20 protein-coding genes are annotated in these 26,012 nt (G+C 53.2%); 3 read left to right on the top strand and 17 right to left on the bottom strand.

What is annotated here, in order from left to right:
• Window positions 1-8 precede the first annotated feature (8 nt).
• A complete protein-coding gene (gene guaB / locus HGD79_RS22310; protein ID WP_001299507.1) occupies window positions 9-1,475 on the bottom strand; it encodes an IMP dehydrogenase in 1,467 nt (488 codons plus the stop codon).
• A 161-nt stretch (window positions 1,476-1,636) separates the two neighbouring features.
• Here guaB and xseA point away from each other — a divergent pair, with 161 nt between their 5' ends.
• Window positions 1,637-3,007 (top strand): exodeoxyribonuclease VII large subunit, encoded by a 1,371-nt coding sequence (xseA, locus tag HGD79_RS22305; protein WP_000937895.1) that lies wholly within the window; start codon window positions 1,637-1,639, stop codon window positions 3,005-3,007.
• On the opposite strand, the gene HGD79_RS22300 is transcribed toward xseA, so the two are convergent.
• From HGD79_RS22300 to yfhM, 11 genes are all read right to left on the bottom strand, one after another.
• Window positions 3,004-3,219 (bottom strand): zinc ribbon domain-containing protein, encoded by a 216-nt coding sequence (locus HGD79_RS22300; RefSeq protein WP_001341622.1) that lies wholly within the window; start codon window positions 3,217-3,219, stop codon window positions 3,004-3,006. The genes xseA and HGD79_RS22300 overlap by 4 nt on opposite strands.
• A gap of 68 nt (window positions 3,220-3,287) precedes the next feature.
• On the bottom strand, window positions 3,288-4,760 hold the full coding sequence (gene der / locus HGD79_RS22295) for a ribosome biogenesis GTPase Der (protein WP_000249410.1): 1,473 nt from the start codon (window positions 4,758-4,760) through the stop codon (window positions 3,288-3,290).
• Window positions 4,761-4,877: 117 nt separating this feature from the next.
• Window positions 4,878-6,056, bottom strand: a complete 1,179-nt coding sequence (gene bamB, locus HGD79_RS22290; RefSeq protein WP_001177048.1) for an outer membrane protein assembly factor BamB — start codon at window positions 6,054-6,056, stop codon at window positions 4,878-4,880.
• Window positions 6,057-6,066: 10 nt separating this feature from the next.
• The gene (gene yfgM / locus HGD79_RS22285) at window positions 6,067-6,687 is read right to left on the bottom strand and encodes an ancillary SecYEG translocon subunit YfgM (RefSeq protein ID WP_000409205.1); all 621 of its coding nucleotides are present in this window, start codon (window positions 6,685-6,687) and stop codon (window positions 6,067-6,069) included.
• Window positions 6,688-6,704: 17 nt separating this feature from the next.
• Window positions 6,705-7,979, bottom strand: coding sequence for a histidine--tRNA ligase (gene hisS / locus HGD79_RS22280; protein WP_001107152.1), 1,275 nt, complete (start codon window positions 7,977-7,979; stop codon window positions 6,705-6,707).
• 110 nt (window positions 7,980-8,089) lie between these two features.
• Window positions 8,090-9,208 carry a flavodoxin-dependent (E)-4-hydroxy-3-methylbut-2-enyl-diphosphate synthase gene (gene ispG, locus HGD79_RS22275; RefSeq protein ID WP_000551807.1) on the bottom strand — a complete coding sequence of 373 codons (1,119 nt, stop codon included), beginning with the start codon at window positions 9,206-9,208 and terminating at the stop codon, window positions 8,090-8,092.
• 26 nt (window positions 9,209-9,234) lie between these two features.
• Entirely contained in the window at window positions 9,235-10,248 is a 1,014-nt protein-coding gene (gene rodZ / locus HGD79_RS22270; protein ID WP_001090850.1) for a cytoskeleton protein RodZ, read from the bottom strand.
• Window positions 10,249-10,532: 284 nt separating this feature from the next.
• On the bottom strand, window positions 10,533-11,687 hold the full coding sequence (locus HGD79_RS22265) for a bifunctional tRNA (adenosine(37)-C2)-methyltransferase TrmG/ribosomal RNA large subunit methyltransferase RlmN (RefSeq protein ID WP_000003317.1): 1,155 nt from the start codon (window positions 11,685-11,687) through the stop codon (window positions 10,533-10,535).
• Window positions 11,688-11,836: 149 nt separating this feature from the next.
• Entirely contained in the window at window positions 11,837-12,268 is a 432-nt protein-coding gene (ndk, locus tag HGD79_RS22260; RefSeq protein WP_000963837.1) for a nucleoside-diphosphate kinase, read from the bottom strand.
• Between the two features lie 148 nt (window positions 12,269-12,416).
• A complete protein-coding gene (gene pbpC, locus HGD79_RS22255; RefSeq protein ID WP_001137683.1) occupies window positions 12,417-14,729 on the bottom strand; it encodes a peptidoglycan glycosyltransferase PbpC in 2,313 nt (770 codons plus the stop codon).
• Complete coding sequence (gene yfhM / locus HGD79_RS22250) at window positions 14,730-19,688, bottom strand: alpha2-macroglobulin (RefSeq protein ID WP_168848505.1); 4,959 nt, start codon at window positions 19,686-19,688, stop codon at window positions 14,730-14,732. It abuts the gene before it with no gap.
• Window positions 19,689-19,894: 206 nt separating this feature from the next.
• Between yfhM and sseA the strand changes: the two genes are divergently transcribed.
• Both sseA and timP read left to right on the top strand, forming a co-directional pair.
• Complete coding sequence (sseA, locus tag HGD79_RS22245; RefSeq protein WP_000108626.1) at window positions 19,895-20,740, top strand: 3-mercaptopyruvate sulfurtransferase; 846 nt, start codon at window positions 19,895-19,897, stop codon at window positions 20,738-20,740.
• Window positions 20,741-21,075: 335 nt separating this feature from the next.
• The gene (gene timP / locus HGD79_RS26745) at window positions 21,076-21,201 is read left to right on the top strand and encodes a small toxic inner membrane protein TimP (RefSeq protein WP_001385884.1); all 126 of its coding nucleotides are present in this window, start codon (window positions 21,076-21,078) and stop codon (window positions 21,199-21,201) included.
• A gap of 31 nt (window positions 21,202-21,232) precedes the next feature.
• On the opposite strand, the gene sseB is transcribed toward timP, so the two are convergent.
• The 5 genes from sseB to hscA all read right to left on the bottom strand — a co-directional run bounded on the left by sseB (window position 21,233) and on the right by hscA (window position 26,011).
• The gene (gene sseB / locus HGD79_RS22240; RefSeq protein WP_001297328.1) at window positions 21,233-22,009 is read right to left on the bottom strand and encodes an enhanced serine sensitivity protein SseB; all 777 of its coding nucleotides are present in this window, start codon (window positions 22,007-22,009) and stop codon (window positions 21,233-21,235) included.
• A 141-nt stretch (window positions 22,010-22,150) separates the two neighbouring features.
• Window positions 22,151-23,434, bottom strand: a complete 1,284-nt coding sequence (gene pepB, locus HGD79_RS22235) for an aminopeptidase PepB (RefSeq protein ID WP_021534449.1) — start codon at window positions 23,432-23,434, stop codon at window positions 22,151-22,153.
• 177 nt (window positions 23,435-23,611) lie between these two features.
• Window positions 23,612-23,812, bottom strand: a complete 201-nt coding sequence (gene iscX / locus HGD79_RS22230; RefSeq protein ID WP_000523616.1) for a Fe-S cluster assembly protein IscX — start codon at window positions 23,810-23,812, stop codon at window positions 23,612-23,614.
• 11 nt (window positions 23,813-23,823) lie between these two features.
• Window positions 23,824-24,159 carry an ISC system 2Fe-2S type ferredoxin gene (gene fdx / locus HGD79_RS22225; protein WP_001124469.1) on the bottom strand — a complete coding sequence of 112 codons (336 nt, stop codon included), beginning with the start codon at window positions 24,157-24,159 and terminating at the stop codon, window positions 23,824-23,826.
• Window position 24,160: 1 nt separating this feature from the next.
• Window positions 24,161-26,011, bottom strand: a complete 1,851-nt coding sequence (gene hscA / locus HGD79_RS22220; protein ID WP_001196597.1) for a Fe-S protein assembly chaperone HscA — start codon at window positions 26,009-26,011, stop codon at window positions 24,161-24,163.
• Window position 26,012 lies beyond the last annotated feature (1 nt).

Raw genomic sequence — 26,012 nt, 5'->3', positions numbered from 1 at the left:
GAAGAGAATCAGGAGCCCAGACGGTAGTTCGGGGACTCTTTAGTAATGGTCACGTCGTGAACGTGGCTTTCCTGAATGCCCGCACCGCTGATACGTACAAACTCCGCTTTAGTACGCAGTTCGTCGATAGTACCACAGCCGGTCAGACCCATACAGGAGCGCAGGCCGCCCATCTGCTGGTGAATGATCTCTTTCAGGCGACCTTTATAAGCTACGCGACCTTCGATACCTTCCGGCACCAGTTTGTCGGCAGCGTTATCGCTCTGGAAATAACGGTCAGAGGAACCTTTGGACATCGCGCCCAGGGAACCCATACCACGGTAAGATTTGTAAGAACGGCCCTGGTAGAGTTCGATTTCACCCGGAGATTCTTCAGTACCCGCCAGCATGGAACCTACCATCACCGCGCTTGCGCCAGCTGCGATAGCTTTGGCGATGTCGCCGGAGAAGCGAATACCACCATCTGCGATAACCGGAATACCGGTGCCTTCCAGGGCTTCAACTGCGTCAGCAACGGCAGTGATCTGCGGAACACCTACGCCAGTAACGATACGAGTCGTACAGATAGAACCAGGGCCGATACCGACTTTAACCGCGCTGCAACCAGCTTCTGCCAAAGCGCGTGCACCTGCAGCTGTTGCCACGTTACCGCCGATGATTTGCAGATCCGGATATTTAGCACGGGTTTCACGGATACGCTGCAAAACGCCTTCTGAGTGACCGTGGGAGGAGTCGATCAGCAGAACGTCAACGCCAGCGGCAACCAGCGCGTCAACACGCTCTTCGTTACCCGCACCTGCGCCAACTGCAGCACCAACACGCAGACGGCCTTGCTCGTCTTTACAGGCGTTCGGTTTACGTTCCGCTTTCTGGAAGTCTTTCACGGTGATCATGCCGATCAGGTGGAATTCGTCATCAACCACCAGCGCTTTTTCAACGCGTTTTTCGTGCATTTTTGCCAGCACCACTTCACGGGCTTCACCTTCACGCACGGTGACCAGACGCTCTTTCGGCGTCATGTAAACGCTAACCGGCTGGTTCAGGTCGGTAACAAAACGCACGTCACGACCGGTGATAATACCCACCAGTTCGTTTTCTTCGGTAACGACCGGATAGCCCGCAAAACCGTTACGCTCGGTCAGTTCTTTCACTTCGCGCAGCGTCGTGGTTGGCAGAACAGTCTGCGGATCAGTCACCACACCAGATTCGTGTTTTTTCACACGGCGAACTTCTTCTGCCTGGCGTTCAATGGACATGTTTTTGTGGATAAAGCCGATACCGCCTTCCTGAGCCAGAGCAATAGCCAGGCGCGCTTCCGTTACGGTATCCATTGCTGCGGAAAGCATAGGGATATTCAGACGAATAGTTTTCGTCAGCTGGGTGCTGAGGTCAGCAGTATTCGGCAGAACGGTAGAATGAGCAGGAACGAGGAGAACGTCGTCAAACGTCAGAGCTTCTTTAGCGATACGTAGCATGGGCAATATCTCGACCAGAGTGGTTAATAAATATTGCCGCGGCATTATACAGAGCGTAACCGATTGCATCTACCCCTTTTTGCAAAAAATGCTTGCTATCCCCGAAGGGCGGGTTACTATCGACTGAATAACCTGCTGATTTAGAATTTGATCTCGCTCACATGTTACCTTCTCAATCCCCTGCAATTTTTACCGTTAGTCGCCTGAATCAAACGGTTCGTCTGCTGCTTGAGCATGAGATGGGACAGGTTTGGATCAGCGGCGAAATCTCTAATTTCACACAACCGGCTTCCGGTCACTGGTACTTTACACTCAAAGACGACACCGCCCAGGTACGCTGCGCGATGTTCCGCAACAGCAACCGTCGGGTGACCTTCCGTCCACAGCATGGGCAACAAGTTTTAGTTCGCGCCAATATTACGCTCTACGAGCCGCGCGGCGACTACCAGATAATCGTTGAGAGTATGCAGCCGGCCGGTGAAGGGCTGCTGCAACAGAAGTACGAACAGCTCAAAGCGAAGTTGCAGGCTGAAGGATTGTTCGATCTGCAATACAAAAAACCACTTCCCTCCCCTGCGCATTGCGTTGGTGTGATCACCTCAAAAACCGGTGCTGCGCTACATGATATTTTGCATGTGTTAAAACGTCGCGATCCTTCTCTACCGGTGATCATCTACCCCACCGCCGTTCAGGGCGATGACGCGCCGGGGCAAACTGTTCGCGCCATTGAACTGGCGAATCAGCGCAATGAGTGCGACGTGTTGATCGTTGGGCGCGGCGGCGGTTCGCTGGAAGATTTATGGAGTTTTAACGACGAACGCGTAGCGCGGGCGATTTTTGCCAGCCGCATTCCGGTCGTCAGCGCCGTCGGGCATGAGACGGATGTGACCATTGCCGATTTTGTTGCCGATCTGCGTGCGCCAACGCCGTCTGCCGCCGCTGAAGTAGTGAGCCGTAATCAGCAAGAGTTACTGCGCCAGGTGCAATCGACCCGTCAACGGCTGGAGATGGCGATGGATTATTATCTCGCCAACCGCACGCGTCGCTTTACGCAGATCCATCACCGATTACAGCAACAGCATCCGCAGCTCCGGCTGGCACGCCAGCAAACCATGCTTGAGCGCCTGCAAAAGCGGATGAGCTTTGCGCTGGAAAATCAACTTAAGCGTACCGGGCAACAGCAGCAGCGGTTAACACAGCGGCTGAATCAGCAAAATCCACAGCCGAAGATTCATCGCGCGCAAACGCGCATTCAGCAACTGGAATATCGTTTAGCAGAAACCCTGCGCGTACAGCTTAGCGCCACGCGTGAACGTTTCGGTAATGCAGTAACGCACCTCGAAGCCGTAAGCCCACTGTCAACGCTGGCGCGTGGATACAGCGTTACTACTGCTACTGACGGCAATGTACTGAAAAAAGTGAAGCAAGTTAAAGCGGGTGAAATGCTAACCACACGTCTGGAAGACGGCTGGATAGAAAGTGAAGTAAAAAACATCCAGCCGGTAAAAAAATCGCGTAAAAAGGTGCATTAAGCCAGCACGAATTCAACGCGTTTTTTCGATATCAAGCCATGCCCGTGCTGACAGAAGTAATCTACTGCACCGCAGGCTTTTAACACCTGCAACGGTTGATGGCAGTCTGGACAAAGAGCTTTCATTTCAATAATTTCCCCGCAGGATGGGCAACGCGCATGGTCGTTATCCTGATCAAGCACATGCTGACATTGTGGACAATGCAGTTCCATATGAATTCCTCCGGTAGCCATCCCTCTACATTCATAGAGGGAATGGCAGATAAAATACTTACGGATAATTATTTATTTTTCTTGATGTGCTTCATCAGACGCTTACGTTTACGCATCTGGGTTGGCGTCAGGGTGTTACGCTTGTTCGCATACGGGTTTTCCCCTTCTTTGAACTGAATACGAATCGGCGATCCCATTACGTCCAGCGATTTGCGGAAGTAGTTCATCAAGTAGCGCTTGTAGGAATCAGGCAGGTCTTTCACCTGATTACCGTGAATCACCACAATCGGCGGGTTATAACCACCAGCGTGGGCATATTTCAGCTTCACACGACGACCGCGTACCAGCGGCGGTTGGTGATCTTCAACAGCCATCGTCATGATGCGCGTCAGCATAGAGGTCCCCACACGACGGGTGGAGCTGTCATACGCTTCACGTACTGATTCAAACAAGTTACCAACACCACTGCCGTGCAAGGCAGAGATAAAGTGCACACGAGCAAAATCGATAAAGCCCAGACGGAAGTCCAGCGTTTCTTTCACCTGCTCTTTCACTTCCTGGCTCAGGCCATCCCACTTATTCACCACAATGACAAGTGAGCGCCCACTATTGAGAATAAAGCCCAGCAGCGAGAGATCCTGATCGGAAATACCTTCGCGCGCATCAATCACCAACATCACCACGTTGGCATCTTCAATGGCCTGCAACGTTTTGATTACGGAGAATTTCTCTACAGCATCGGTGATTTTGCCGCGTTTACGTACGCCAGCGGTGTCAATGAGCACATACTCACGTCCATCGCGTTCCATTGGGATATAGATGCTGTCACGCGTCGTACCAGGCATGTCATAAACAACAACGCGCTCTTCACCAAGAATACGGTTAGTGAGTGTAGACTTACCTACGTTCGGACGACCCACAATCGCCAGTTTGATCGGCAGACTTTGCGGGTCAAAGTCGTCTTCCTCTTCTTCTTCGCCGTTCTCTTCCGCTTCAAATTGCGCCCAGTATTCAGCGTCTTCGTCGACTTCCTCTTGCGGTGCGAGATCTTCCATCCACGGCAGCAGCACATGCTCCAGCAGACTTAATACGCCACGACCGTGAGACGCGGCGATCGGGTAGATTTCACCTAAGCCAAGCGAGTAGAAATCAACCACTGCCTGATCGGGATCCAGACCGTCAGTTTTGTTTGCCACCAGGAAGGTCGGTTTTTCACGGGAGCGCAGATGTTTGGCAATCGCTTCATCTGCCGGCATCAGGCCCGCGCGCGCATCCACCATAAACAGTACGACGTCCGCTTCTTCAATCGCCAGCAGCGACTGTTCCGCCATGCGGGTTTCTACACCGTCTTCTGTGCCATCAATCCCGCCGGTATCAATACAGATAAACTCACGGCCTTCAATTTCCGCACGACCGTACTTACGGTCACGAGTCAGACCCGGGAAATCCGCAACCAGCGCATCTCGGGTGCGAGTTAGACGGTTAAATAACGTGGATTTTCCTACGTTAGGGCGCCCGACAAGCGCGACCACAGGTACCATGTTTAAAGCCTCATTTTTATAAATCATCAGACAACGCACGCTATATTCGCGTCGTTGTTAAAAACAGGAAAACGGCCCCTGTCCAGGAGCCGTTTTCAAAGTGAACGACAGAGACGATTAACGTGTAATAGAGTACACGGTTCCGTCTTTTGCCTGGATCAGCAGTTTGCCGTCAGCGGCAACCGGTTCAGTCTGGAAACCGGAACTATCAACTTTTTGCTGGGCAACGAAACGACCATCTTCGACGTTAATCCAGTGCAGATAACCTTCACTGTCACCGACCACCAGGTTGCCATTATACAGCACCGGAGAAGTCAGCAGGCGATGCAGCAGATCGCTTTGTGTCCACAGCGTAACGCCGCCATCAATGGTCAACGCCATCACCCTGTCATTTTGATCGACCAGATAGATGCGATTGCCGTCGACGATGAAATCATTCACCGAACCCAGTTCGCGTTTCCACATAATCTGACCACTGCGCAGATCAAGCGCCGTCAGGTTACCATTATAGGCCAGCGCGAAAACAACGCCGTTAACAACGACGGGAGTCGTGTCAACATCGCTCAGACGGTCAATTTCGGTAGAACCGGTCGCCTGGGAAATACGCTGCTGCCAAATCATCTGGCCCTGTTCCATCAGCACTGCGCTGACGCGACCATTATCGCCACCCACGACGGCCGCACCAAAAGCCGTTGCCGGCGCAGACTCGCCACGCAAAGAGAGCGAAGGCATATCGAGGTTAACTGTCCATTTGACAGCGCCGTCAGCTTCGTTCAGCGCTTGTAACTGACCGTTACTGGTGTGGATTAACACCAGACCGTCGCTGACCACCGGGCGCGAAAGTGCTTCACCCGCGACTTTAGTTTGCCATGCCACAGTACCATCGCTGGTATTCAGCGCGTAAACCTGCGCCTTTTCGCTGCCAATGTAGACATGCCCACCAGACACGGTCACACCGCCAGAAAGTAATGCAGGCTCTTTAGAGAACCAGCCATCTTTCTCGGCCAGGCTGACAGACCAGATTTCTTTGCCATCATCCGCATTCAGCGCTTTTACCAAACCAGCGCGGTCCGCTGCATAGACAACGTTGTCCGCCAGTGCCGGATGAAGATTGGAATAGAAGTTGCCAATGCCGCTACCAACGGAAGTGCTCCACGCCGTGGTCGGCGTAAACTGGTTTTCAACGGTTGGCAATGGGGACATCTTTACCACATCTTCTTCGCTGTTAAACAGCGAACAGCCGCTTAAAAGGGTAACGGAAAGCAGTCCTGGCAGCAGTAATTTACGCAATTGCATCGGGTCCCTCTCAGATGGACAAATTATTAATTTTCATCTGCATCATTTCGCTCAGTGCCGGAGTAACATCGCTTTTCACGCCTGCTTCCCATGCACTACGCGCACCTTGCTTATCACCTTTGCTCAGCAATGCTTCACCACGCAGGTCGGCAACAATGGCAGCCCACCCTTCACCTTTGATGGTATCAAGGGTTTTCAGCGCGGCATCAGCCTGCTTGAGCTGTACCTGAACGCGAGCAAGACGCAGATTTATCACGGCTTTGAGATTTTCATCGCTCGTGTCTGCCAGCCCCTGTTGTAACTGGGCGGCAGCTTTCTCTAGTTCATTTTTGTCAACAAATTGCTGCGCAAGTTCCAAAGAAGCCAGCGCACCATAAGTATTTTTATTTTCAGCAGCAAATTTTTCCGCCGCCGGGATGCTATCCGGTTTGCCTTCGCTCACTGCGGTAACCGCATTTTGATAGGCAAGAGAAGCGGAGCGTGCAGAATCAACCTGATGGCTGTTCCAGTAGCGCCAGCCAATCAGTGCGCCAACGCCCAAAATCACCCCAACAGCCAGTGCTTTGCCATTTTCAGCAAAAAAGCGTTTAACCGCTTCTACCTGGTCGTTTTCGTTCTCGTAAATTTCCACGCTGTCCTTCTCCTTCCTTAACCCAGTAACGTGCGCAAATGCGCGGCTACGCTATCCTGCGCAACTGCCGTTTGCTCACCAGAGCGCAAATCCTTCACTACTGCTGTGCCGTTAGCCACTTCAGACTCACCCAGCACCACAGCAACGCGGGCACCCCATTTATCAGCACGGGCAAACTGTTTCTTAAAGTTGCCGCCGCCGTGGTTGGTCATCAATTTCACGCCCTGTAATTCATCACGCAGACGCTCAGCTAATGCCATAGCCGCAGATTGTGTATCAGCACCTGAAGCCACCAGGTATATATCGACAACAGGATCGGCTTTAAATTCCGGATTAACGGCCTGTACTAACAATACAAGACGTTCGAGGCCCATCGCAAAACCGACAGCCGGTGTTGCACGACCGCCCAGTTGTTCCACAAGACCGTCATAACGACCGCCTGCACACACGGTGCCCTGGGAGCCGAGACTGTTAGTCACCCACTCGAAAACGGTACGGTTATAGTAATCCAGACCACGCACCAGACGCTGGTTTACGGTGTAAGCGATCCCCGCGCTCTCCAGCAGTTTGCACAGACCGGCAAAGTGCTCACGAGATTCCTCGTCCAGATAATCGCCTAATGCCGGAGCATCGTTGAGAAGCGCCTGCACTTCCGGATTTTTGGAATCCAGCACGCGCAGCGGGTTAGTGTACATGCGGCGTTTGCAGTCTTCGTCCAGCTTATCTTTATGCTGCTCAAGGAATGCCACCAGCGCATCGCGGTAATTGGCGCGTGCTTCCAGCGAACCGATAGAGTTCAGCTCAAGAGTTACGTGCTCGGAAATACCCAGCGCACGCCACCAGCGGGCGGTGAGCATAATCAGTTCAGCGTCGATATCCGGACCTTGCAGACCGAAAACTTCGCAGCCCAACTGATGGAACTGACGATAACGCCCTTTCTGCGGACGCTCGTGACGGAACATCGGCCCGATATACCACAGACGCTGTTCCTGATTGTACAGAAGACCATGCTCAATGCCGGCGCGTACACAGCCCGCCGTCCCTTCAGGGCGCAGAGTCAGGCTGTCGCCATTGCGATCCTCAAAGGTGTACATCTCTTTTTCAACCACGTCGGTGACTTCACCAATCGCACGTTTGAATAGCGGGGTCTGCTCTACAATCGGCAAGCGGATTTCACTGTAACCGTAGCTGCCGAGCACGTTTTTCAGTGTGCCTTCAATGCGCTGCCAGATGGCCGTTTCGCCAGGCAGGTAATCGTTCATGCCGCGAATGGCTTGAATGTTTTTTGCCACGTTTATTCTCTTTCTGAATATAAAAATGAACCCTCAACGCTTCCCTCAATGTTTCGGGAGCTATGCGGGTTCAATCATACACGGGAAGCGAGGCGCTTCCCATCACGTTATTATTTTTCAACCTGCTGAACGTCAATTCGACGCGCTTCGTCCAGCTGACTGGCTTTCGCACGAATGCGTGCTTCCAGCTGGTCGATCATATCGTTGTTGTCCAGACGGTCTTTGCGCACGCCATCTTCATAGAGGCCGCTTTTCTTGTTGCCGCCGGTGACGCCGAGTGTAGAAACCAGCGCCTCACCTGGGCCATTCACCACGCAGCCGATAATCGAAACGTCCATCGGAGTGATGATATCTTCCAGGCGTTGCTCCAGCGCGTTAACCGTACCGATAACATCAAATTCCTGACGCGAACAGGTCGGGCAGGCGATGAAGTTGATCCCGCGCGAACGGATACGCAGCGATTTCAAAATATCGAAACCGACTTTGATCTCTTCGACCGGATCGGCCGCCAGTGATACGCGCAGCGTGTCGCCGATGCCTTCAGACAGCAGCAGACCTAAACCAATGGCGGATTTTACTGCCCCGCTGCGTGCACCACCGGCTTCGGTGATCCCCAGATGCAGCGGCTGATCGATCTGTTTTGCCAGCAAACGATAAGACTCAACAGCGAGGAAGACGTCAGACGCTTTCACGCTGACTTTGAACTGATCGAAGTTCAGGCGATCGAGATGATCAACATGGCGCATGGCGGATTCCAGCAACGCCTGCGGCGTCGGTTCGCCATACTTTTCTTGCAGATCTTTTTCCAGCGATCCGGCGTTAACGCCAATACGGATCGGAATGTTTTTATCGCGCGCACAGTCAACCACCATGCGAATACGCTCTTCATTACCGATATTGCCAGGGTTAATACGCAGACAATCGACGCCGTATTCCGCTACTTTCAGTGCAATGCGATAGTCGAAGTGGATGTCAGCCACCAGCGGCACGTTAACCTGCTGTTTGATGAGTTTGAACGCTTCTGCCGCGTCCATCGTCGGTACGGAGACACGGACGATATCAGCGCCAACGCGTTCCAGCGCCTTGATTTGATTGACCGTTGCTTCGACGTCTGTCGTACGCGTATTGGTCATGGACTGTACGGCGATGGGAGCACCATCGCCAATCGGCACATTCCCAACGTAAATACGTGTTGATTTTCTACGTTGAATTGGAGCCTGGTTATGCATGAAAAATCTCCCGCGTTACCCGTCTGTTACTGCGCCGGTGATTGTTCGGCATTGAGGGTCAGACGCGCAACCTGGTTAGTTCTGATAAAACGACTCAGATCGACAGGTTTCCCTTGATACTGGATCTGTACTGCGGCTGGCGCACCAATTTTCAGTTTGTATGGTGCCTGGCCGGTTAAGTTCAAATTACCGTCTTTACGCTGCATACCGCTAAACAATTTTTTACCGGTAGCATCAGTAACCTCCAGCCAGCAATCGGCAGTAAAGTTCATCACCAGCGCATTCGGATCAGCCGCCGGCGTAGTCACGCCTGCCTGATCGGTTGGCAACGGCGCAGCGCCATCTGGCGTTGTTGTTGCCGTTGGTGCCGGGGTCGCGGCGGTATCAACATTTGCCTGCGAAGGCGAAACAACCGCATTCTGTTGCGGATCAACAGCTGGTGCTGGCGCAGTTACGGCAGGTGTTTGCGTGTTGGTTGCGGTAGTATCCACAGACGCTGGCGGCGTGGACGTTGTAGCCGGGTCTGTAGTTGTCGACGTATTTAACGGAACACTCTGCCCCTGCTCGCTATTACTGCTCAGTTCCGCCGAAGATTGATCGGCCATAGTGGTGATCTCTTCCTGCTGAGCTTTGTGGTCTTGCCACCACCAGGCACCGCTCAGGCCGATAACCACAAACAACACCAGCCAGGTGAAGGTCATCAGCCAGCCGTCACGTTTTTTGCGGCGTTTACCGAGGGAAAAACTCTGCATAGGCGCAACTTTTGCAGCCCGTAGTGGAGCCTGCTTTTCCAGCCCTGGCAGCAGTTCTTCTTCTGGAATATGTACCAGACGCGCATAAGAGCGGATATATCCGCGCAGGAATGTTGAAGCAAGATCGGCGGGTGCCTTATCTTCTTCAATGTCGCGTACCGTGGAAACCTTCAGGCAAAGTCGCTCGGCAACGGCCTGCTGACTAAGTCCTAGTTGTTCGCGAGCATTACGCAGGCGAGCGCCGGTAGTAAGTGCTTCATTTTGGTCGTGCGTGGCTTCAGTATTCATTCGCTGCAGGTACGTTTAAATGAGAATTGAGATGCCGGTGAACCATCATGCTCACCCACACCGCGAAACATCCGTTAAGTTAACCGTTATCATACAGTATAAGACCGTCTGTGTGCTCGTGACAAAGCCCACATTCACTAAGGCTAACTTACTGTTGCATCGTTACATACTGCCTTAAAGTCAGCAAAAACGCACCGTTAATATTGACCAGACAATTGCAACTTAATACTTCATTCATAAAAGATTACGCCACGGTACATAAAGTAACCGTGGCGTAATGGCTATCAGACCGCTTTAATGTCGATGGCTTCACCCTGCATCCGTTTACGCAGGGTACGTTTCGTACGGTCGATAACATCGCCCGCCAACTGACCACAGGCAGCATCGATATCATCACCACGGGTTTTACGCACAATAGTGGTGAAACCGTAGCTCATCAGCACTTTTGAGAAACGGTCGATACGGCTGTTCGAGCTGCGTCCATACGGCGCGCCCGGGAAGGGGTTCCACGGGATCAGGTTGATCTTACACGGCGTATCTTTCAGCAGTTCCGCCAGTTGGTGCGCGTGTTCAGTGCCGTCGTTAACGTGGTCAAGCATCACATACTCAATAGTGACACGGCCCTGATTGGCGTTGGATTTCTCCAGATAACGGCGCACCGCAGCAAGGAACGTTTCGATATTGTACTTTTTGTTGATCGGCACAATTTCGTCACGAATTTCGTCGTTCGGCGCGTGCAGGGAAATTGCCAGTGCAACGTCGATCATATCGCCCAGTTTATCCAGCGCCGGAACTACACCGGAAGTAGAAAGCGTGACGCGACGTTTAGACAGGCCAAAACCGAAATCATCAAGCATGATTTCCATCGCCGGAACGACGTTGTTCAGGTTGAGCAGCGGCTCGCCCATGCCCATCATCACTACGTTAGTGATTGGGCGCTGACCGGTGACTTTTGCTGCGCCGACGATTTTCGCCGCACGCCACACCTGGCCAATAATTTCCGATACCCGCAGGTTGCGGTTAAAGCCCTGCTGGGCGGTGGAACAGAATTTACACTCCAGCGCACACCCCACCTGCGAAGAGACGCAGAGCGTGGCACGGTCGTCTTCCGGGATATACACCGTTTCGACGCGCTGATCGCCAACGGCGATCGCCCATTTAATGGTGCCGTCGGATGAACGCTGTTCTTCAACCACTTCCGGTGCGCGGATTTCCGCCACCTCTTTCAGTTTGCCGCGCAACACTTTGTTGATGTCGGTCATCTCATCAAAGTTGTCGCAGCAATAGTGATACATCCACTTCATCACCTGATCGGCGCGGAAGGGTTTTTCACCTAAATCTTTAAAAAACTCCCGCATCTGCTGACGATTGAGATCCAGCAGGTTGATTTTTCCATCTTTGGTAGTGACGTTTTCAGGTGTGACTAATTGTTCAGACATATGCTATTCCGGCCTCGTTATTACACGTTATGGCCCCTGGAGGGTTGAAAAAAGAAACGCCCCGGTGAGCGGCTGCTCGTCCGGGGGCGCTGCATTGTACAAATTCTGGCGCACGGATGCCACGTTTGCACGCGGCATTTACGAAATTATTAACGGGTGCGCGGGCACACTTCGCCTTCGCCGAAGAAATAAGCGATTTCGCGAGCGGCAGATTCGACGGAGTCAGAACCGTGGGTACCATTTTCGGTCAGGCTGTCAGCGTAATCAGCGCGCAGAGTACCGGCCAGTGCGTTTGCCGGATTGGTCGCGCCCAGCAGATCGCGGTGACGCTGAACGGCGTTTTCACCTTCCAGCACGGAAACCACGATCGGGCCAGAGGTCATGAATTCAACCAGACCATCAAAGAACGGTTTTCCATCGTGTTCAGCATAAAAGCCACGAGCCTGTTCAACGGTCAGGTGCAGCATTTTGGTGCCGACAATTTTGAACCCTGCAGCTTCAAAGCGCGCAAAGATATTACCAATGACGTTTTTTGCTACCGCGTTCGGTTTGATAATGGAAAAAGTACGTTCAATAGCCATTTTTACCTCTGTAAATTGTTCTGTTGTTGTCTGTACCAGCGTACGAGATGGCGCGGATTATAATGAGCAACAGAGCCGTTGACTATTGATGAAGGTAACATTTTTTTAAAATAAAATGAGTTTTAGCAACAATCAGGGACAAAACAGACTATTGCATGACAAATTTCACTGACGCGATTTGCCCCACATCATCCATCACCAGCAATTGATAATCACCTTTATCCGTCAAATGCAGGGTCACGTTGCGCCCGCGTTCAGTTAACGGTTCGCCATTCAGAAACCACCAGCGTTCACCTGCCCCTCCACTTGATTGCAACGGCAAAGTCGCTTCCGCTGCGCCCGGTAAACGTTTAATAATCGCGCCATCGCGAACGCCTGTCAGCTGCAGAGGGAGCTGGGCATCGTGACCGTATGGCGGGCAAATTGTCGAGGCCGGTGGTAAGCGCACAGCGCGACGTTCTGATGCGGGCAGCCAGGGTTCCAGCGGTAGCGGCCAGACATTTATCATTTCTTGTCGCGCTTGCGGGCAATCAGCGGCAACACGTTTGCCATTTTCATCCAGCCAGATGGGGAAACGAATGCCATTAATGCCTTCCTGCTCCGGCAGTAATAGAGTTGGCGGCTGACTCCCGTCCAGCAGCCAGGTTGCCAGGCGGCGGCGACAGTTACCGTCACCTTCCGGCAAAGACTGTCCGCCCGGCCAGCAGATAACGCCACGAGTGACTGAGTTCGGGCGCGGGTCTTCCGGCAGATTCGCACTGCGCGACAGTAAGATATTATTGACCTGATTCAACAATGGTACGGCACTGGCAAAGCCAAACTGACCAACAACGGGCGTGCCGTCCGGTCTGCCAGTCCAGATCCCAATGACATAGCGAGCGTTAACCCCAATCGCCCAGGCGTCACGATAGCCATAGCTGGTGCCCGTTTTCCATGCCAGTGGGGCGACGCGCGGCAAGGCACTATCCGGCAAGGGTTTCGCTTCATCAGCCATAATCCGGCGAATGATCCACGCCGCCCCCGACGACATTAAAGGCCGTTCAAGCAGCGGATCGTCAGGCTGTAAGCGCAATTTGCCTGCCTTGCCGTGGCGAGCAAACGCGGTATACGCTGCCGCCATATCTTCCAGTTTTGCACCAGCGCCGCCGAGAATGAGTGAAAGATTCGGCGCAGCACCGTTGGGCAAATATAACGGCAATCCAACATTGCGTAACTTTGCCGCAAACCGTTTCGGTCCATAGGCTTCCAGCACCTGCACAGCAGGTAAGTTCAGCGAGCGCACCAGCGCCTCGCTCATGCTGATCGGGCCATGAAAACCGCTATCAAAGTTACCTGGTCGATAATCACCGGTGCGCCGGGGGACGTCTTGCAGCAGTGATGCCGGGTGGATCAAGCCTTCATCCAGCGCCAGACCATAAACAAACGGTTTGAGCACCGATCCTGGCGATCGGATCGCATTGACCATATCAACATGACCAAAGCGTGAATCATCGTTGAGATCAACCGATCCCACCCAGCCGCGAACACGCATATCGGTATGATCAACCACGATCATCGCCAGTGAGCTGCGCGGTGGCAACCGCCCTTTCCAGTTTTGCGCCAGTTCTTCCAGACGTCGTTGAAGACCGGCATCCAGCGTAGTAACGATTTTGTCGCTTTTGCTTTTACCGAGCATCATGCGCGAAAACAGCGGTGCCAGTTGCGGCATTTGTCGGGGTGCCAGCCAGATGGGTTCTTCCCTTGACTCTTTTACCTGCTCACGGGACCACACACCTTGCACGGCCATCCGTTCGAGCACTTTATTACGCGCGGCTTCGGCACGCTCCGGCCAACGATCCGGGCGAAGACGGCTGGGCGCTTGCGGCAAAACCGCCAGCATTGCCGCCTCGGAATAGCTTAAATTCGCAGGCGACTTTCCGAGATAAGCCCAACTTGCCGCACCGATCCCCTGCAACGTACCGCCAAACGGAGCGCGGTTAAGATACAAGGTCAGAATTTCACGCTTAGACAGATGCCATTCCAGTTGCAACGCGCGCCAGAGCTGGCGAATTTTGCCGCCAAATGTTTTGGGGTGAGGATCAAGCAGACGAGCAACCTGCATAGTGAGCGTGCTGCCACCGGAAATAACCCGTCCCGAAGTGAGATCTTGCCATGCTGCGCGCGCCACCGAGAATGGATTCACCCCCGGATGCTTCCAGAACCAGCGATCTTCATAATTGATCAGCGCTTCAAGGTAACGTGGAGAAACATCTTCGATTGTTACCGGATAACGCCAGATGCCGTCAGCATCGGCGAAGCGCCATAGCGGCGTACCATCCTGCGCCACGACCACTCGTGCGGGATTGACTTCATGCAGCGGTAGAGGCCAGAGTTTATCTGCTCCCCACGCTGCAAGAAAAAGGAGAAATGGCGCAGCTGCCAGCGTTATCCAGCAGCCGCGTTTGGTTAACAAGCGAGGCATTTACGGTCGGACAATCAGCAGATCTTCAGCCGCGCCGGTCGCCCGCCATTGGGGAACATACATTGATTCCACCATCGGTTGCGGTACCTGGTACGTTCCCGGCGTCACCGCCCGCGCCAGATACACCAGCGTTACCGGTTGGTATTCATCAACGGCAACCGCCGCCACAAAGCGATCGTCACGGAACTCAATGTGCTTAATACTCGCCTGCTGCATCTGGTTCAGTAAGTTTTGCACTTCGCCACCACTTTGCTCCAGGCTGGCGCTACCGTTCGCCAGATTCTGATTTTCCAGTTCCAGACCCGCAGGCAGCAGATCCACGACTAACGCATCCGGCACGCTGTTACTGGCTTTTACCTGCAACCAGACCAGCACCAGATCGCCGCTACGTAACGAGTCCAGCGATTTGCTCTTACCATCAGTACCAAGAATATGACGCTCGATTTGCAGCACATTGTTCGCCGGTAAAGGTGCGGATTGCGGATAACCGCTGGCATCCACACGCAGCCATAACGGCTGATCGCCACTGTTTCTCACCTGCAAGGTGGCAAGTTGATCGCTATTCAGATTGCTGTTTAGCGTTTTCTCGCCTGTCAGCGGCTCAGCTGAGAAAGAGGTTTGCGCCTGCCATTTACCCGGTAAATCCTGAATCGTACGGGCAGCCAGGAACAACGCGTTACTTTCCTGCGTCGATAGCCAGCGTTCACCAAATGCCTGCTGCGAAAGCGTGTTCAGCAAAGTGTTCTGCTCATCGGGTAGCAGTTTATTTTCTTCCAGCAAGGAGAGCATTAACGCGTTGTCGCGCAGTGGGCTACCGTAATCACCCAGCCATTTCAGCTCATCATTACGCGGCGTTTTCAGCGCCAGCGCAATCGATTCTTCACCACGCGTCGCATCACCCATGGTTTTCAGCGCAACGCCAAGTTGCAGCAGCGGTAAACCAGAAGCGGCATCTGCACGATGCTCCCAGATTTCACGCAGCGCACCCAGTGGTGCTTTTTGCTGACGGGCCAGCACCAGCGCAGCGTAAGACTGAACGGCGAATTTACTGGCTTTGAGATTATCCGCGTACGGGATCGACATCATGCCCGGATCTTGTAAATAGCGCAGCAGACGCTCATTACCCCGGTTAATGGCGTCTGTCGGCACGCTGTAACCCTGTTCGCCTGCGCGGACCAGGAAATCCATCACGTAAGCCGTCAGCCAGTACTCTTCGTCACCGTTTTTATCCCACAGCGCAAAGCCGCCGTTATCACGTTGCATTTGCAGCAAACGGGAAATGCCGATATCGACCGATGCACGGCGTTTCTCATCACTGTCGCCTTTGATGCCCAACGCCTGCAGTTGGGCTGCGTTGGTATAAAGTGACGGGAACAGGCCGCTGGCGGTTTGCTCAAGACAGCCGTACGGATACGCTTTTAACTCTTTGATATAACGTGCAATGTTCAGCGGTGGTTTGCCGCTCAACAACAATTGCCCTTCCAGCGTAACAGGCGAGAAGTTTTGCAATCCATCCGCCGGAATCGCCCATGTCTCACCAGGCTGTAACGCCGTACCGTAATTAACCGTTTGTGCCGGGAACGCCGGACGGACGCCGATTTTCCACTGCTTATGCTGATCGGCAACGGTTTCACCCGGTAACGCTAACCCGCTAATGGTGGCCTGAATTTCTCCATCGCCATAACCCGGCAATGCTCGCACCGGGATAAACAGCGTAGTACGCACACCTGGCGCTAATTCAACGGCTGCGGGTGAATCGCTGACCAGTTCAAGCAAACCACTGGCGGTCAGGGCAACGTTCAGTTTTTGCGGTTTATCGGTAAGATTAGTGATATCCAGCGTCAGACGCGAGGTATCGCCACTCGCCATAAAGCGCGGCATGTTCAGTTCAGCAATCACCGGTGCGGCAACTATCACTTTGCTTTCGTTGCTACCGAAGTCATCTGCCGTCCAGGCTTGCGCCATGACGCGTAATTCACCGTTAAAATCGCCAATCGGCAGTGTAACCGAGCCTTCGCCCTGTTCGTTGAGCGTTACCGGCAGCGCCTGCTGCGCGACAATATTGACGTGATTGACCGGCGGTTTACCACCACCTTTCAGCTCATCACCATCGCCACCGAAACGCAGAGCTGCCAGACGCCCCTGACCTTCAATAACCTGACCGTAAATATCGTAAATGTCTGCGCCATAGCGTTTCTGACCAAAGAACGCCTGCCACGGATCTGGCGTGACGTAGTCAGTAATATTCAGCACACCACTATCAACGGCAGACACCAGCACATTCACCTGTTTAGGCTTCTCGCCATTTTTAGTGCTGGCTTTAATTTTCACGGTTAATGGTTGATTCGGCCGCATTTTTGCTGGTGTTTCCAGCGCCAGATCGAGGCGACGGTTTTCATCGCCAAGCGGCAGATGCAACACCCCAACTGCGCGTTTTGGCGTCGCGGAGCGAGATTTATCGCCAGGACGTACTACCAGCGTACTTAAATACAGATCATGACGATTCCAGGTTTTATCGACCGGAATCGTCAGATCCAGCCCTTGAGCCGGAACATCAATCTCTTGCCACCACAACGGCCCTTCACTGGACTCGACCATCGCATAACCTTTACCCGCCGTTGGCGCGGCAATATGCAACTTAATGGTATCGCCAGGGCGATAACTGGCTTTATCCAGTTTCAGCGTGACACGGTCGGGTCGCACGGCACCGCTCCCGTCGCTGTTGTCCTGCCAGCTATAGCCAGCCCAGAAACGCACGCTACTGACCGCTTCATTCGGCGCTTTGACTTCCAGACGATAAGCGCCCCACTCTACCGGGAAACTGACCTTACCGGTTTCATCCGCCTGAAGATCCAGAGTTTGTTCATTTTCGATCAGATCTTTTTGATCAAACTGTGACTGCCAGCCTTCATCTTCTGACCAGTTCCAGTAGTAATCGCGGCGTTCGCGAATCAGGCGCACCTGCAAGCCCGACACGGCTTTTTTCACGCCTTGCGCATCGCTATAAACGATGTCAAAACCGGCGTTACTGCCTTCATCAACAATGGGCTGTTTCACCGTGCTGTCAGTGCGATAATCGTAAACCGATTTCGAGGCGAACTGCGGACGGAGCCCCGGCAATGCATCGGCAGGCCAGATAGCCTGCTCAGCGCGGCGCGTCACCGGGCGACCGCCCGATTCCAGCAAACTACCCTGGAAAATAACCTGTAATGGGGAATGCGTTTCCTTCCACTGGCTTTCTGTAGAAACTTCGCCGCGCCCTTTATCATCCAGCGTCAACTGAACTTCATCCAGCGTGCGGGAAAGATTTTCGGCAGCTATATCGCCGAATTCAAAACCAGGTAAGGCTGACACAGCTTCACGCAGTGGGCGCAGGAAAAGTTGCCCTTGCAAAGTATTACCATTAGCAGGTGCACCATACAGGTAGTACCCCACCACGGAGAATTTCACTTCATCTTTCGGCGTTAGCGGGGTTTTCTCACCGGTCAGATTCAGCGCCATGCGCTCTGGCATAAAATCTTCGACGTGGAAATCCCACATCCGATACTGGTTATCGCCCGTGTTAGCGCGAATATGCCACATACCGGTTGCCGCATTGCTATCGAGTGGCCAGGTAAAGTGGTAGAGGCCATTCTCCGGCTGACTAACGACGCTCCTGAGTACCTGCCCATCGGGTTTAATCACGTCTAACTTGATGGGTTGATTGGGCAACGCTTTACCGTCTGCATCACGCAGCAAACCATTGAGGATTACCGTTTCACCTGGGCGATAAAGATCGCGTGGGCCAAACATGAAAAACTGTTTGCTATAGCCTGGCGCGCCAGCAATGTTAAATTCTGCTAAGTCCAGCGCCGGAAGTTTTAAATCGAGTAGCGTTGTCTGACCGTCTTTACGCGCCAACAGTAATGCCGCGTTTTTATCATTTTCCAGCTGCACATGCCCCTGAGCGTCACTGGTTGCCTGAGTCAGAGTCTGCCCTTTCTCATTTAATAAAGAGACTTCAATTCCTTGCTGGGCCGCGCCGTTTTCCAGACTTTGGGTAAAGATATCCAGACGATTGTGATAACGGTGAGCTGAAACGCCGATATCACTTAACGTAAACAGCGTCGCGGGATTACTGTAATCGTAACGTCCAGCCTGATTCATCACAGCCAGATACACGCCCGCCTGCTGAAGCGGTTTGATATCGCCCAGCGGCAGCAATAATTTTTCACGGGTGTTACGCGCAGGATTGAGATCAAACCGTCCGGTGTAGACCAGATCCGCCATCTGCAGCAGTTTGTCTGACTGCCAGTTCGCCAGCGAATTGCGGTATTCCCATTGGCTAATGAATGCTGGCAGAGATTCTGGCTTAACGCGGAAGAAGTTAACATCGACATTATTAACGTTGAGCGCCATTACCGGCAGCCCTTCAACGACTTTGCCAGGCAGCAGCGAACCACGGCTGGCAAAACCGACGCTGGGTTGGATGTCGCGGGTAGTTATAGTTTTTTCGTAATCTTTACTGAAGGTTGCGTTGTTGAGTGCTTTGACCTCCTTGCCAATAGTAACGATCAAATCACGTTTCGGTTCGAGGTGGCGTAAACGTAGCTCTTTAAGATTATCTGACAGCTCCCAGGCACCATCCACTTTGCCGCTTTTTTTATCGACGACATGAATAACGCGTGAGAAATCCTGATCCGGGTCGAGAGGGATGGAGAACGTCAGCACCAGCGTGGCTGCACCATCAAGTTGGACTTCAGAGAGATCCAGCAATGTCAGCACCTTACCGGCACTCTGTTGGGCCAGTTTTTGTCGCTCCGGCACGGAGAGTTTTGCTGAACTCGCGTTTTCTGAAGAGGCCGCTTTAGTAACTTCAGAAGGCGCATCTTTTTTCACCGCTGTTGGCGCGTTATCGTTGTTGTCGCACCCTGCCAGCGCCAGCATTAGCATGCAGGCGGCTACGCGTAACTTTTTCATTTTTCATCCCTGCCACAATGGCCCGTTAGCAACGTCGAATAATTATTATGCGTGAGAATTTACGTTATGTAATTCAGTATCACGCCCATACAATCCGAATTTTAGTGAGAATTGTGGCTCAGACAGCCAAATCAGCCTCTTTCGCTTGTCGCTTTTCACTAAACATCCGACAATTTAGCCTAACCCCGGCAAAAATGGAGATGCCTATGTCCACGACATGGTTTGTAGGAGCCGACTGGCTCGCCGAACATATTGATGACCCGGAAATTCAGATTATCGATGCCCGCATGGCGTCGCCTGGACAGGAAGATCGTAACGTTGCTCAGGAGTATCTGAATGGACATATTCCCGGCGCAGTGTTTTTTGATATCGAAGCGCTTTCTGATCACACTTCCCCGCTTCCGCACATGCTGCCGCGCCCGGAAACGTTCGCCGTGGCGATGCGTGAATTAGGCGTTAACCAGGATAAGCACCTGATTGTCTATGACGAAGGTAATCTTTTCTCAGCCCCACGAGCATGGTGGATGCTGCGCACCTTTGGTGTAGAGAAAGTGTCGATTCTGGGGGGTGGACTTGCAGGCTGGCAGCGCGATGATCTGCTGTTAGAAGAAGGTGCAGTAGAGCTGCCGGAAGGAGAGTTTAACGCCGCGTTTAATCCTGAAGCCGTGGTGAAAGTAACCGATGTATTATTGGCAAGCCATGAAAATACGGCGCAAATTATTGATGCCCGCCCGGCTGCACGTTTTAACGCAGAAGTTGATGAACCTCGCCCAGGTTTACGTCGCGGACATATTCCCGGAGCACTGAATGTTCCGTGGACGGAACTGGTGCGCGAAGGCGAACTAAAAACGACCGATGAACTGGATGCGATATTTTTTGGTCGCGGCGTCAGCTACGACAAACCAATTATCGTCAGCTGCGGCTCTGGTGTAACGGCAGCCGTGGTTTTGTTAGCACTCGCGACGCTGGATGTGCCAAACGTGAAACTGTACGACGGCGCATGGAGTGAATGGGGCGCGCGGGCAGATTTACCGGTTGAGCCAGTGAAATAAGTATTTTACAGGCAATAAAAAACCGCCGAATTTGGCGGTTTTTTATTGCTGGTCTGGTTCGCGGCCTTTCCAGCAGGTTGTATTACCGTAGTAATGCAAGCGCGTCTCAGCGGAGACAATACTCGCCAGTAACTCTCTTTTTGTCAAGCAAAAGAGAGTTATTATTGTTCTGTTAGTGTATTATCCACTGCGGCCCTTTCCGCCGTCTCGCAAGCGGGCGCTGGCTTAAGGAAAGGATGTTCCGCGACCGTTAGAGCAAGCGCGTCTCAGCGCTTGCTATCGCGGCAATATCGCCAGTGGTGCTGTCGTGATGCGGTCTTCGCATGGACCGCACAATGAAGATACGGTGCTTCTGTATCGTACTTATTGTTTCTGGTGCGCTGTTTTCCCAAGTAAATAATAACCGGAGTCTCTCCGGCGACAATTTACTGGTGGTTAACAACCTTCAGAGCAGCAAGTAAGCCCGAATGCCGCCCTTTGGGGCGGCATATTTTAGATTATCCGATTCTGTTTAAAGTCACGCAAAAAACCACCCCAGCGACGTTCATAGAATGGCACAATATGTTCGGTAATAAAGTGGCTAATTCCTTTTTCCCCTTTTTTCACCTGACAAATATCGATTGGTTCATCGCCAGGTAATGTATCGGTCGCTACACTTCCCGTCGCCTGAATAATTTCTTCGATATCACCATCGGCTTCAATGCCAATAAGTAAATTAGGCTGTGCCTCTTCGTTCTCTTTAATTGAACAAATAAAAGCACGCTTCACCGACTTAATGGTTTTAAATAAGGTGGTGAGTGAATCAATCATTTGTGCTGGCGGCTCTGCGACTTCCGATAATATCAGCGATTCACCGCCTTCCAGGATTTCCTGGCTGCTCAGCGGATTTCCCTCTTCACCAATCAACAAACTGATTTCACGCGGCATAAATTCTTTACCGGTCGGCAGTTTGGCATTAAGGAAGAGCGTTTCGCCAAGGGTCATCTCAAACAATGTGCGAACGGGCATTACGACAAATGCCTGTTCGTCTTCAACCGCCTGTTGAAGCGCTTCTAACGAGGTGAAAAAAGGAATGACGCTGGTGCCGTCTTCTTTTTCCCAGTGCTGTAAATCAAGCGCACTATCTTCAACCACAGCCTCGCCCTGCGCCGCCGTACCAGGCACCCAGACGGTGGATTCCAGTAGAGTACGGAAAAAGGCCGGGCGGTGCGCCGGTTCGGTTGCTGCTTTTTCCAGCAGGTCTTCAAGTTCGTTTTTTGTTTCGGACATAAGAACCACAATTCATTCAACGTTCGGGGCGCAAATGCCTGATGCGCTACGCTTATCAGGCCTACAAGGGATTCGCAATTTGTTGAATTTGCAGAATTTGTAGGCCGGATAAGGCGTTTACGCCGCATCCGGCATATTAGTTTACGCCGTTAACAGATTAGCAATCGTGCGCACACCAAGTCCCGTAGCGCCCGCAGACCACTGTTCAACCGGCGCTTTACGGTAAGTCGCCGAGCAGTCGATATGCAGCCAGCCTTGCTGATAGTTCTCAACAAAGTGCGACAGGAAGCCCGCCGCCGTGCTCGCGCCTGCCGGATACGCCGCGCTTCCGGTATTGTTCAGTTCGGCAAAGTTAGACGGCAGCTGGCTGCGGTGGAATTCCGCCAGCGGCAGACGCCAGAATGGTTCGTTCTCTTGTGAGGCACTCGCCAGCAAACGACCGGCAAGCGCATCGTCAAAACTGAACAGCGCGTGATAATCATTACCCAGCGCAGTTTTCGCCGCCCCGGTGAGGGTCGCCGCATCAATGATCATTTCCGGTTTCTGCGCACTGGCATCAATCAGACCATCGGCAAGCACCAGACGCCCTTCGGCATCAGTGTTCATCACTTCAACTTTTTTACCGTTGCGATAGGTGATGATATCGCCCAGCTTGAACGCATTGCCGCTAATCAGGTTATCCGCACAGCAGAGGAACAGCTTCACGCGCTTGTTCAGTCCGCGCGTAATGGCAAATGCCAGCGCCCCGGTAACCGTTGCCGCGCCGCCCATGTCCGACTTCATCGAGTCCATAAACGCAGTCTGTTTGATGCTGTAGCCGCCGGAGTCAAAAGTGATACCTTTACCTACCAGGCACGCGTACACTGGCGCTTCTTTATCGCCAGTTGGGTTGTAATCCAGCGCCAGCAATACCGGAGAACGTTCTGAACCGCGTCCGACTGTGTGCAGCCCCATATAACCTTGCTCACGCAGATCTTCGCCTTTGGTGATCCGATAAGTCACACGATCGCCCGCGACGTTGCTGATCAGATCAACAGCACGCTGTGCCAGTTGCGATGGTCCCAATTCTTCTGCCGGTGCGTTGATGGTGTCACGCACCCAGTCGATGATCATCAGGCGGTTATCCAGTTCCTGGCGCTGGGCATCGTCCAGATCCGGCCACACCACTTTACGCGTGCCTTTCGGGGCTTTGTAACCTTGCCAGAATGCCCAGCAGCGATCCGCATCCCAGCCTTCACCGCTTAACTGAACATGCTTGATGCCCAGACCGTCAATCTTGCGCGCCGCACGCTGGATCAGCCCCAGATCGTCTGCCCCGTTCAAATGCAGGGTAATGCCGTCATTATTAATGCTGTAAGTTGCTTTTTCTCCCCAGCGCGCGTCGGCAGGTTGGGTAGAGAGGGTAATCTTCATCGCTTCTGTCATTTTAGTTATCCTTCTTTGTAAAAGGGCCGCCAGTTGGCAGCCCCAGGATTTTTCCGCTAAATGATTCGCGTTGCAGGAAGGCGGCAAGTGAGTGAAGCCCCAGGAGCATAGATAACTATGTGACTGGGGTGAACGAGCGCAGCCAACGCATCTGCGGCGTGAAGCATGACGCGGAAATTATTCGGCCTCGTCCAGCCAGACTAACAAAATCGCTTCGAGGATTTTCTCGTTGGATGCCTGCGGGTCGTCGTCGAAATCTTCCAGATCGCAAATCCACTGATGCATATCGGTGAATCGAACCGTTTTCGGATCAAGATCGGGATACGCATCGTACAGTGCTTCGCCAATTTCGCGGCTATCGGTCCATTTAAGTCCCATACTAACCTCTGTTAATGCTCACGCGCATGGTTGATAGTGTAACGCGGGATTTCGACCACTAAATCTTCGTCGGTGACGCGCGCCTGGCAGCTTAAACGGCTTTCCGGCTCCAGTCCCCAGGCTTTGTCCAGCATGTCGTCTTCCTGCTCTGAGCTTTCTGGCAGCGAGTCAAAACCTTCACGAACGATGCAGTGGCAGGTGGTGCAAGCACAGGATTTTTCACAGGCGTGTTCAATCTCGATACCGTTACGCAGAGCTGCGTCGAGAATGGTTTCACCGCTATTAGCTTCCAGAACAGCGCCATCAGGGCAGAGATCCTGATGAGGCAAAATAACAATCTTTGGCATATTAAACCTCGTCCACGGAATGGCCTTTCAGCGCACGACGAACCGACTGGTCCATGCGGCGAGCGGCGAAATCCTGGGTTTGTTTGTCTACGTTTTTAATCGCTTGTTCGATGGCGTCAACATCATCGCCCTGCGCCACTTCACTCAGGTGAGCGGCAGCATCGTCAATGACCTGACGTTCTGCGGCGCTTAACAGCGCGGCATCAGCAGCCAGCGCGCCGTGCAGACTTTCCAGCACACGCGCCGCTTCTACTTTTTGTTCTGCCAGCATTCGGGCTTTTACGTCCTGCTCGGCATAGCTCATTGAGTCTTTGATCATCGAAGCGATTTCGCTATCGGTCAGACCGTAAGACGGTTTGACCTGAATAGACGCCTCAACGCCGGTGGATTTCTCCATCGCCGTCACGCTCAAAAGACCGTCGGCATCGACCTGGAACGTCACGCGAATATGCGCACCACCAGCCGGTAGCGCCGGAATACCACGCAGCGCAAAACGCGCCAGTGAGCGGCAGTCCTGCACCAGTTCGCGCTCACCCTGCATTACATGGATAGACATCGCCGTCTGACCATCTTTAAAGGTGGTGAAATCCTGAGCGCGGGCCACCGGAATCGTGGTATTACGCGGAATCACTTTCTCCACCAGGCCGCCCATCGTTTCGAGGCCCAGCGACAGTGGGATCACATCAAGCAGCAGCATTTCGCTGTCTGGCTTGTTACCCACCAGAATATCCGCCTGAATCGCCGCGCCAATAGCGACGACTTTATCCGGGTCGATGGAAGTCAGCGGTGGACGACCGAAAAATTCGCCTACCCGTTCACGCACCAGCGGCACGCGAGTAGAACCGCCAACCATCACCACTTCCAGCACTTCATCAGCTTCTACGCCCGCGTCTTTCAGCGCACGACGACAAGCCAGTAAGGTTCGTTTTACCAGTGGCGCGATCAGTTCATTGAATTGTTCACGGCTGATTTCGCCCTGCCAGCCCGCAACGTTAACGGTCACGGAGTCCGCATCGCTCAGCGCGATTTTGGCTGCAATGGCGGCATCCAGCAGTTCACGCTGAACGCGGTTATCGCTACGATCAGGAATGTCCGCCTGCTCGCGAATGTAATCCGCCAGTAGATGGTCGAAATCATCGCCGCCGAGCGCGGAATCACCGCCGGTTGCCAGCACTTCAAACACGCCGCGACTTAAGCGCAGAATGGAAATATCAAACGTCCCGCCACCGAGGTCATAAACAGCGATCACGCCTTCCTGACCGGAATCCAGCCCGTAGGCGATAGCCGCAGCGGTCGGTTCGTTAAGTAAGCGCAGGACGTGAAGGCCCGCCAGACGCGCCGCGTCTTTGGTGCCCTGACGCTGGGCATCGTCAAAGTACGCCGGAACGGTGATAACGACACCATCCAGCTCGCCTGCCAGGGCTTCAGTTGCCCGCGCCGCCAGTGCTTTGAGGATGTCCGCAGAAACGCGCACCGGGTTCAGCAGCCCCGCCGCCGTTTCAATCATCGGCAGGCCGTTTTCGCTGGCCTGGAATTGATAAGGCAAATGCGGATAGCGTTGCTGGATATCAGCCAGCGAGCGTCCCATCAGGCGTTTAACAGAACTAATGGTGTTGGCGGTATCGAGCGCTGCGTTAGTACGCGCGTCATAACCCACCGAATGCCCTTGCTGTTGATAGTGAACAACAGATGGCAGCAGGTGACGGCCTTCATGGTCGGCTAACGTTTCGGCCTGACCGCTGCGCACTGTCGCTACCAGCGAGTTGGTTGTGCCCAGGTCAATACCGGCCGCCAGACGACGCTGATGCGGCGCAGCACTCAAACCAGGTTCACTAATTTGTAATAAGGCCATG

The organism is Escherichia sp. SCLE84 (assembly GCF_012584495.1).
Taxonomy (GTDB): Bacteria; Pseudomonadota; Gammaproteobacteria; order Enterobacterales; family Enterobacteriaceae; genus ECMA0423.
The sequence above is the reverse complement of the archived record's forward strand: the minus strand, read 5'-3'. Positions and strand labels throughout refer to the sequence as shown.

Coding starts and splice junctions, on each gene's coding strand:
- guaB (WP_001299507.1), bottom strand. CDS start 1,475: ATGCTACGTATCGCTAAAGAAGCTCTGACGTTTGACGACGTTCTCCTC.
- xseA (WP_000937895.1), top strand. CDS start 1,637: ATGTTACCTTCTCAATCCCCTGCAATTTTTACCGTTAGTCGCCTGAAT.
- HGD79_RS22300 (WP_001341622.1), bottom strand. CDS start 3,219: ATGGAACTGCATTGTCCACAATGTCAGCATGTGCTTGATCAGGATAAC.
- der (WP_000249410.1), bottom strand. CDS start 4,760: ATGGTACCTGTGGTCGCGCTTGTCGGGCGCCCTAACGTAGGAAAATCC.
- bamB (WP_001177048.1), bottom strand. CDS start 6,056: ATGCAATTGCGTAAATTACTGCTGCCAGGACTGCTTTCCGTTACCCTT.
- ispG (WP_000551807.1), bottom strand. CDS start 9,208: ATGCATAACCAGGCTCCAATTCAACGTAGAAAATCAACACGTATTTAC.
- rodZ (WP_001090850.1), bottom strand. CDS start 10,248: ATGAATACTGAAGCCACGCACGACCAAAATGAAGCACTTACTACCGGC.
- HGD79_RS22265 (WP_000003317.1), bottom strand. CDS start 11,687: ATGTCTGAACAATTAGTCACACCTGAAAACGTCACTACCAAAGATGGA.
- ndk (WP_000963837.1), bottom strand. CDS start 12,268: ATGGCTATTGAACGTACTTTTTCCATTATCAAACCGAACGCGGTAGCA.
- pbpC (WP_001137683.1), bottom strand. CDS start 14,729: ATGCCTCGCTTGTTAACCAAACGCGGCTGCTGGATAACGCTGGCAGCT.
- yfhM (WP_168848505.1), bottom strand. CDS start 19,688: ATGAAAAAGTTACGCGTAGCCGCCTGCATGCTAATGCTGGCGCTGGCA.
- sseA (WP_000108626.1), top strand. CDS start 19,895: ATGTCCACGACATGGTTTGTAGGAGCCGACTGGCTCGCCGAACATATT.
- timP (WP_001385884.1), top strand. CDS start 21,076: ATGAAGATACGGTGCTTCTGTATCGTACTTATTGTTTCTGGTGCGCTG.
- sseB (WP_001297328.1), bottom strand. CDS start 22,009: ATGTCCGAAACAAAAAACGAACTTGAAGACCTGCTGGAAAAAGCAGCA.
- pepB (WP_021534449.1), bottom strand. CDS start 23,434: ATGACAGAAGCGATGAAGATTACCCTCTCTACCCAACCTGCCGACGCG.
- iscX (WP_000523616.1), bottom strand. CDS start 23,812: ATGGGACTTAAATGGACCGATAGCCGCGAAATTGGCGAAGCACTGTAC.
- fdx (WP_001124469.1), bottom strand. CDS start 24,159: ATGCCAAAGATTGTTATTTTGCCTCATCAGGATCTCTGCCCTGATGGC.
- hscA (WP_001196597.1), bottom strand. CDS start 26,011: ATGGCCTTATTACAAATTAGTGAACCTGGTTTGAGTGCTGCGCCGCAT.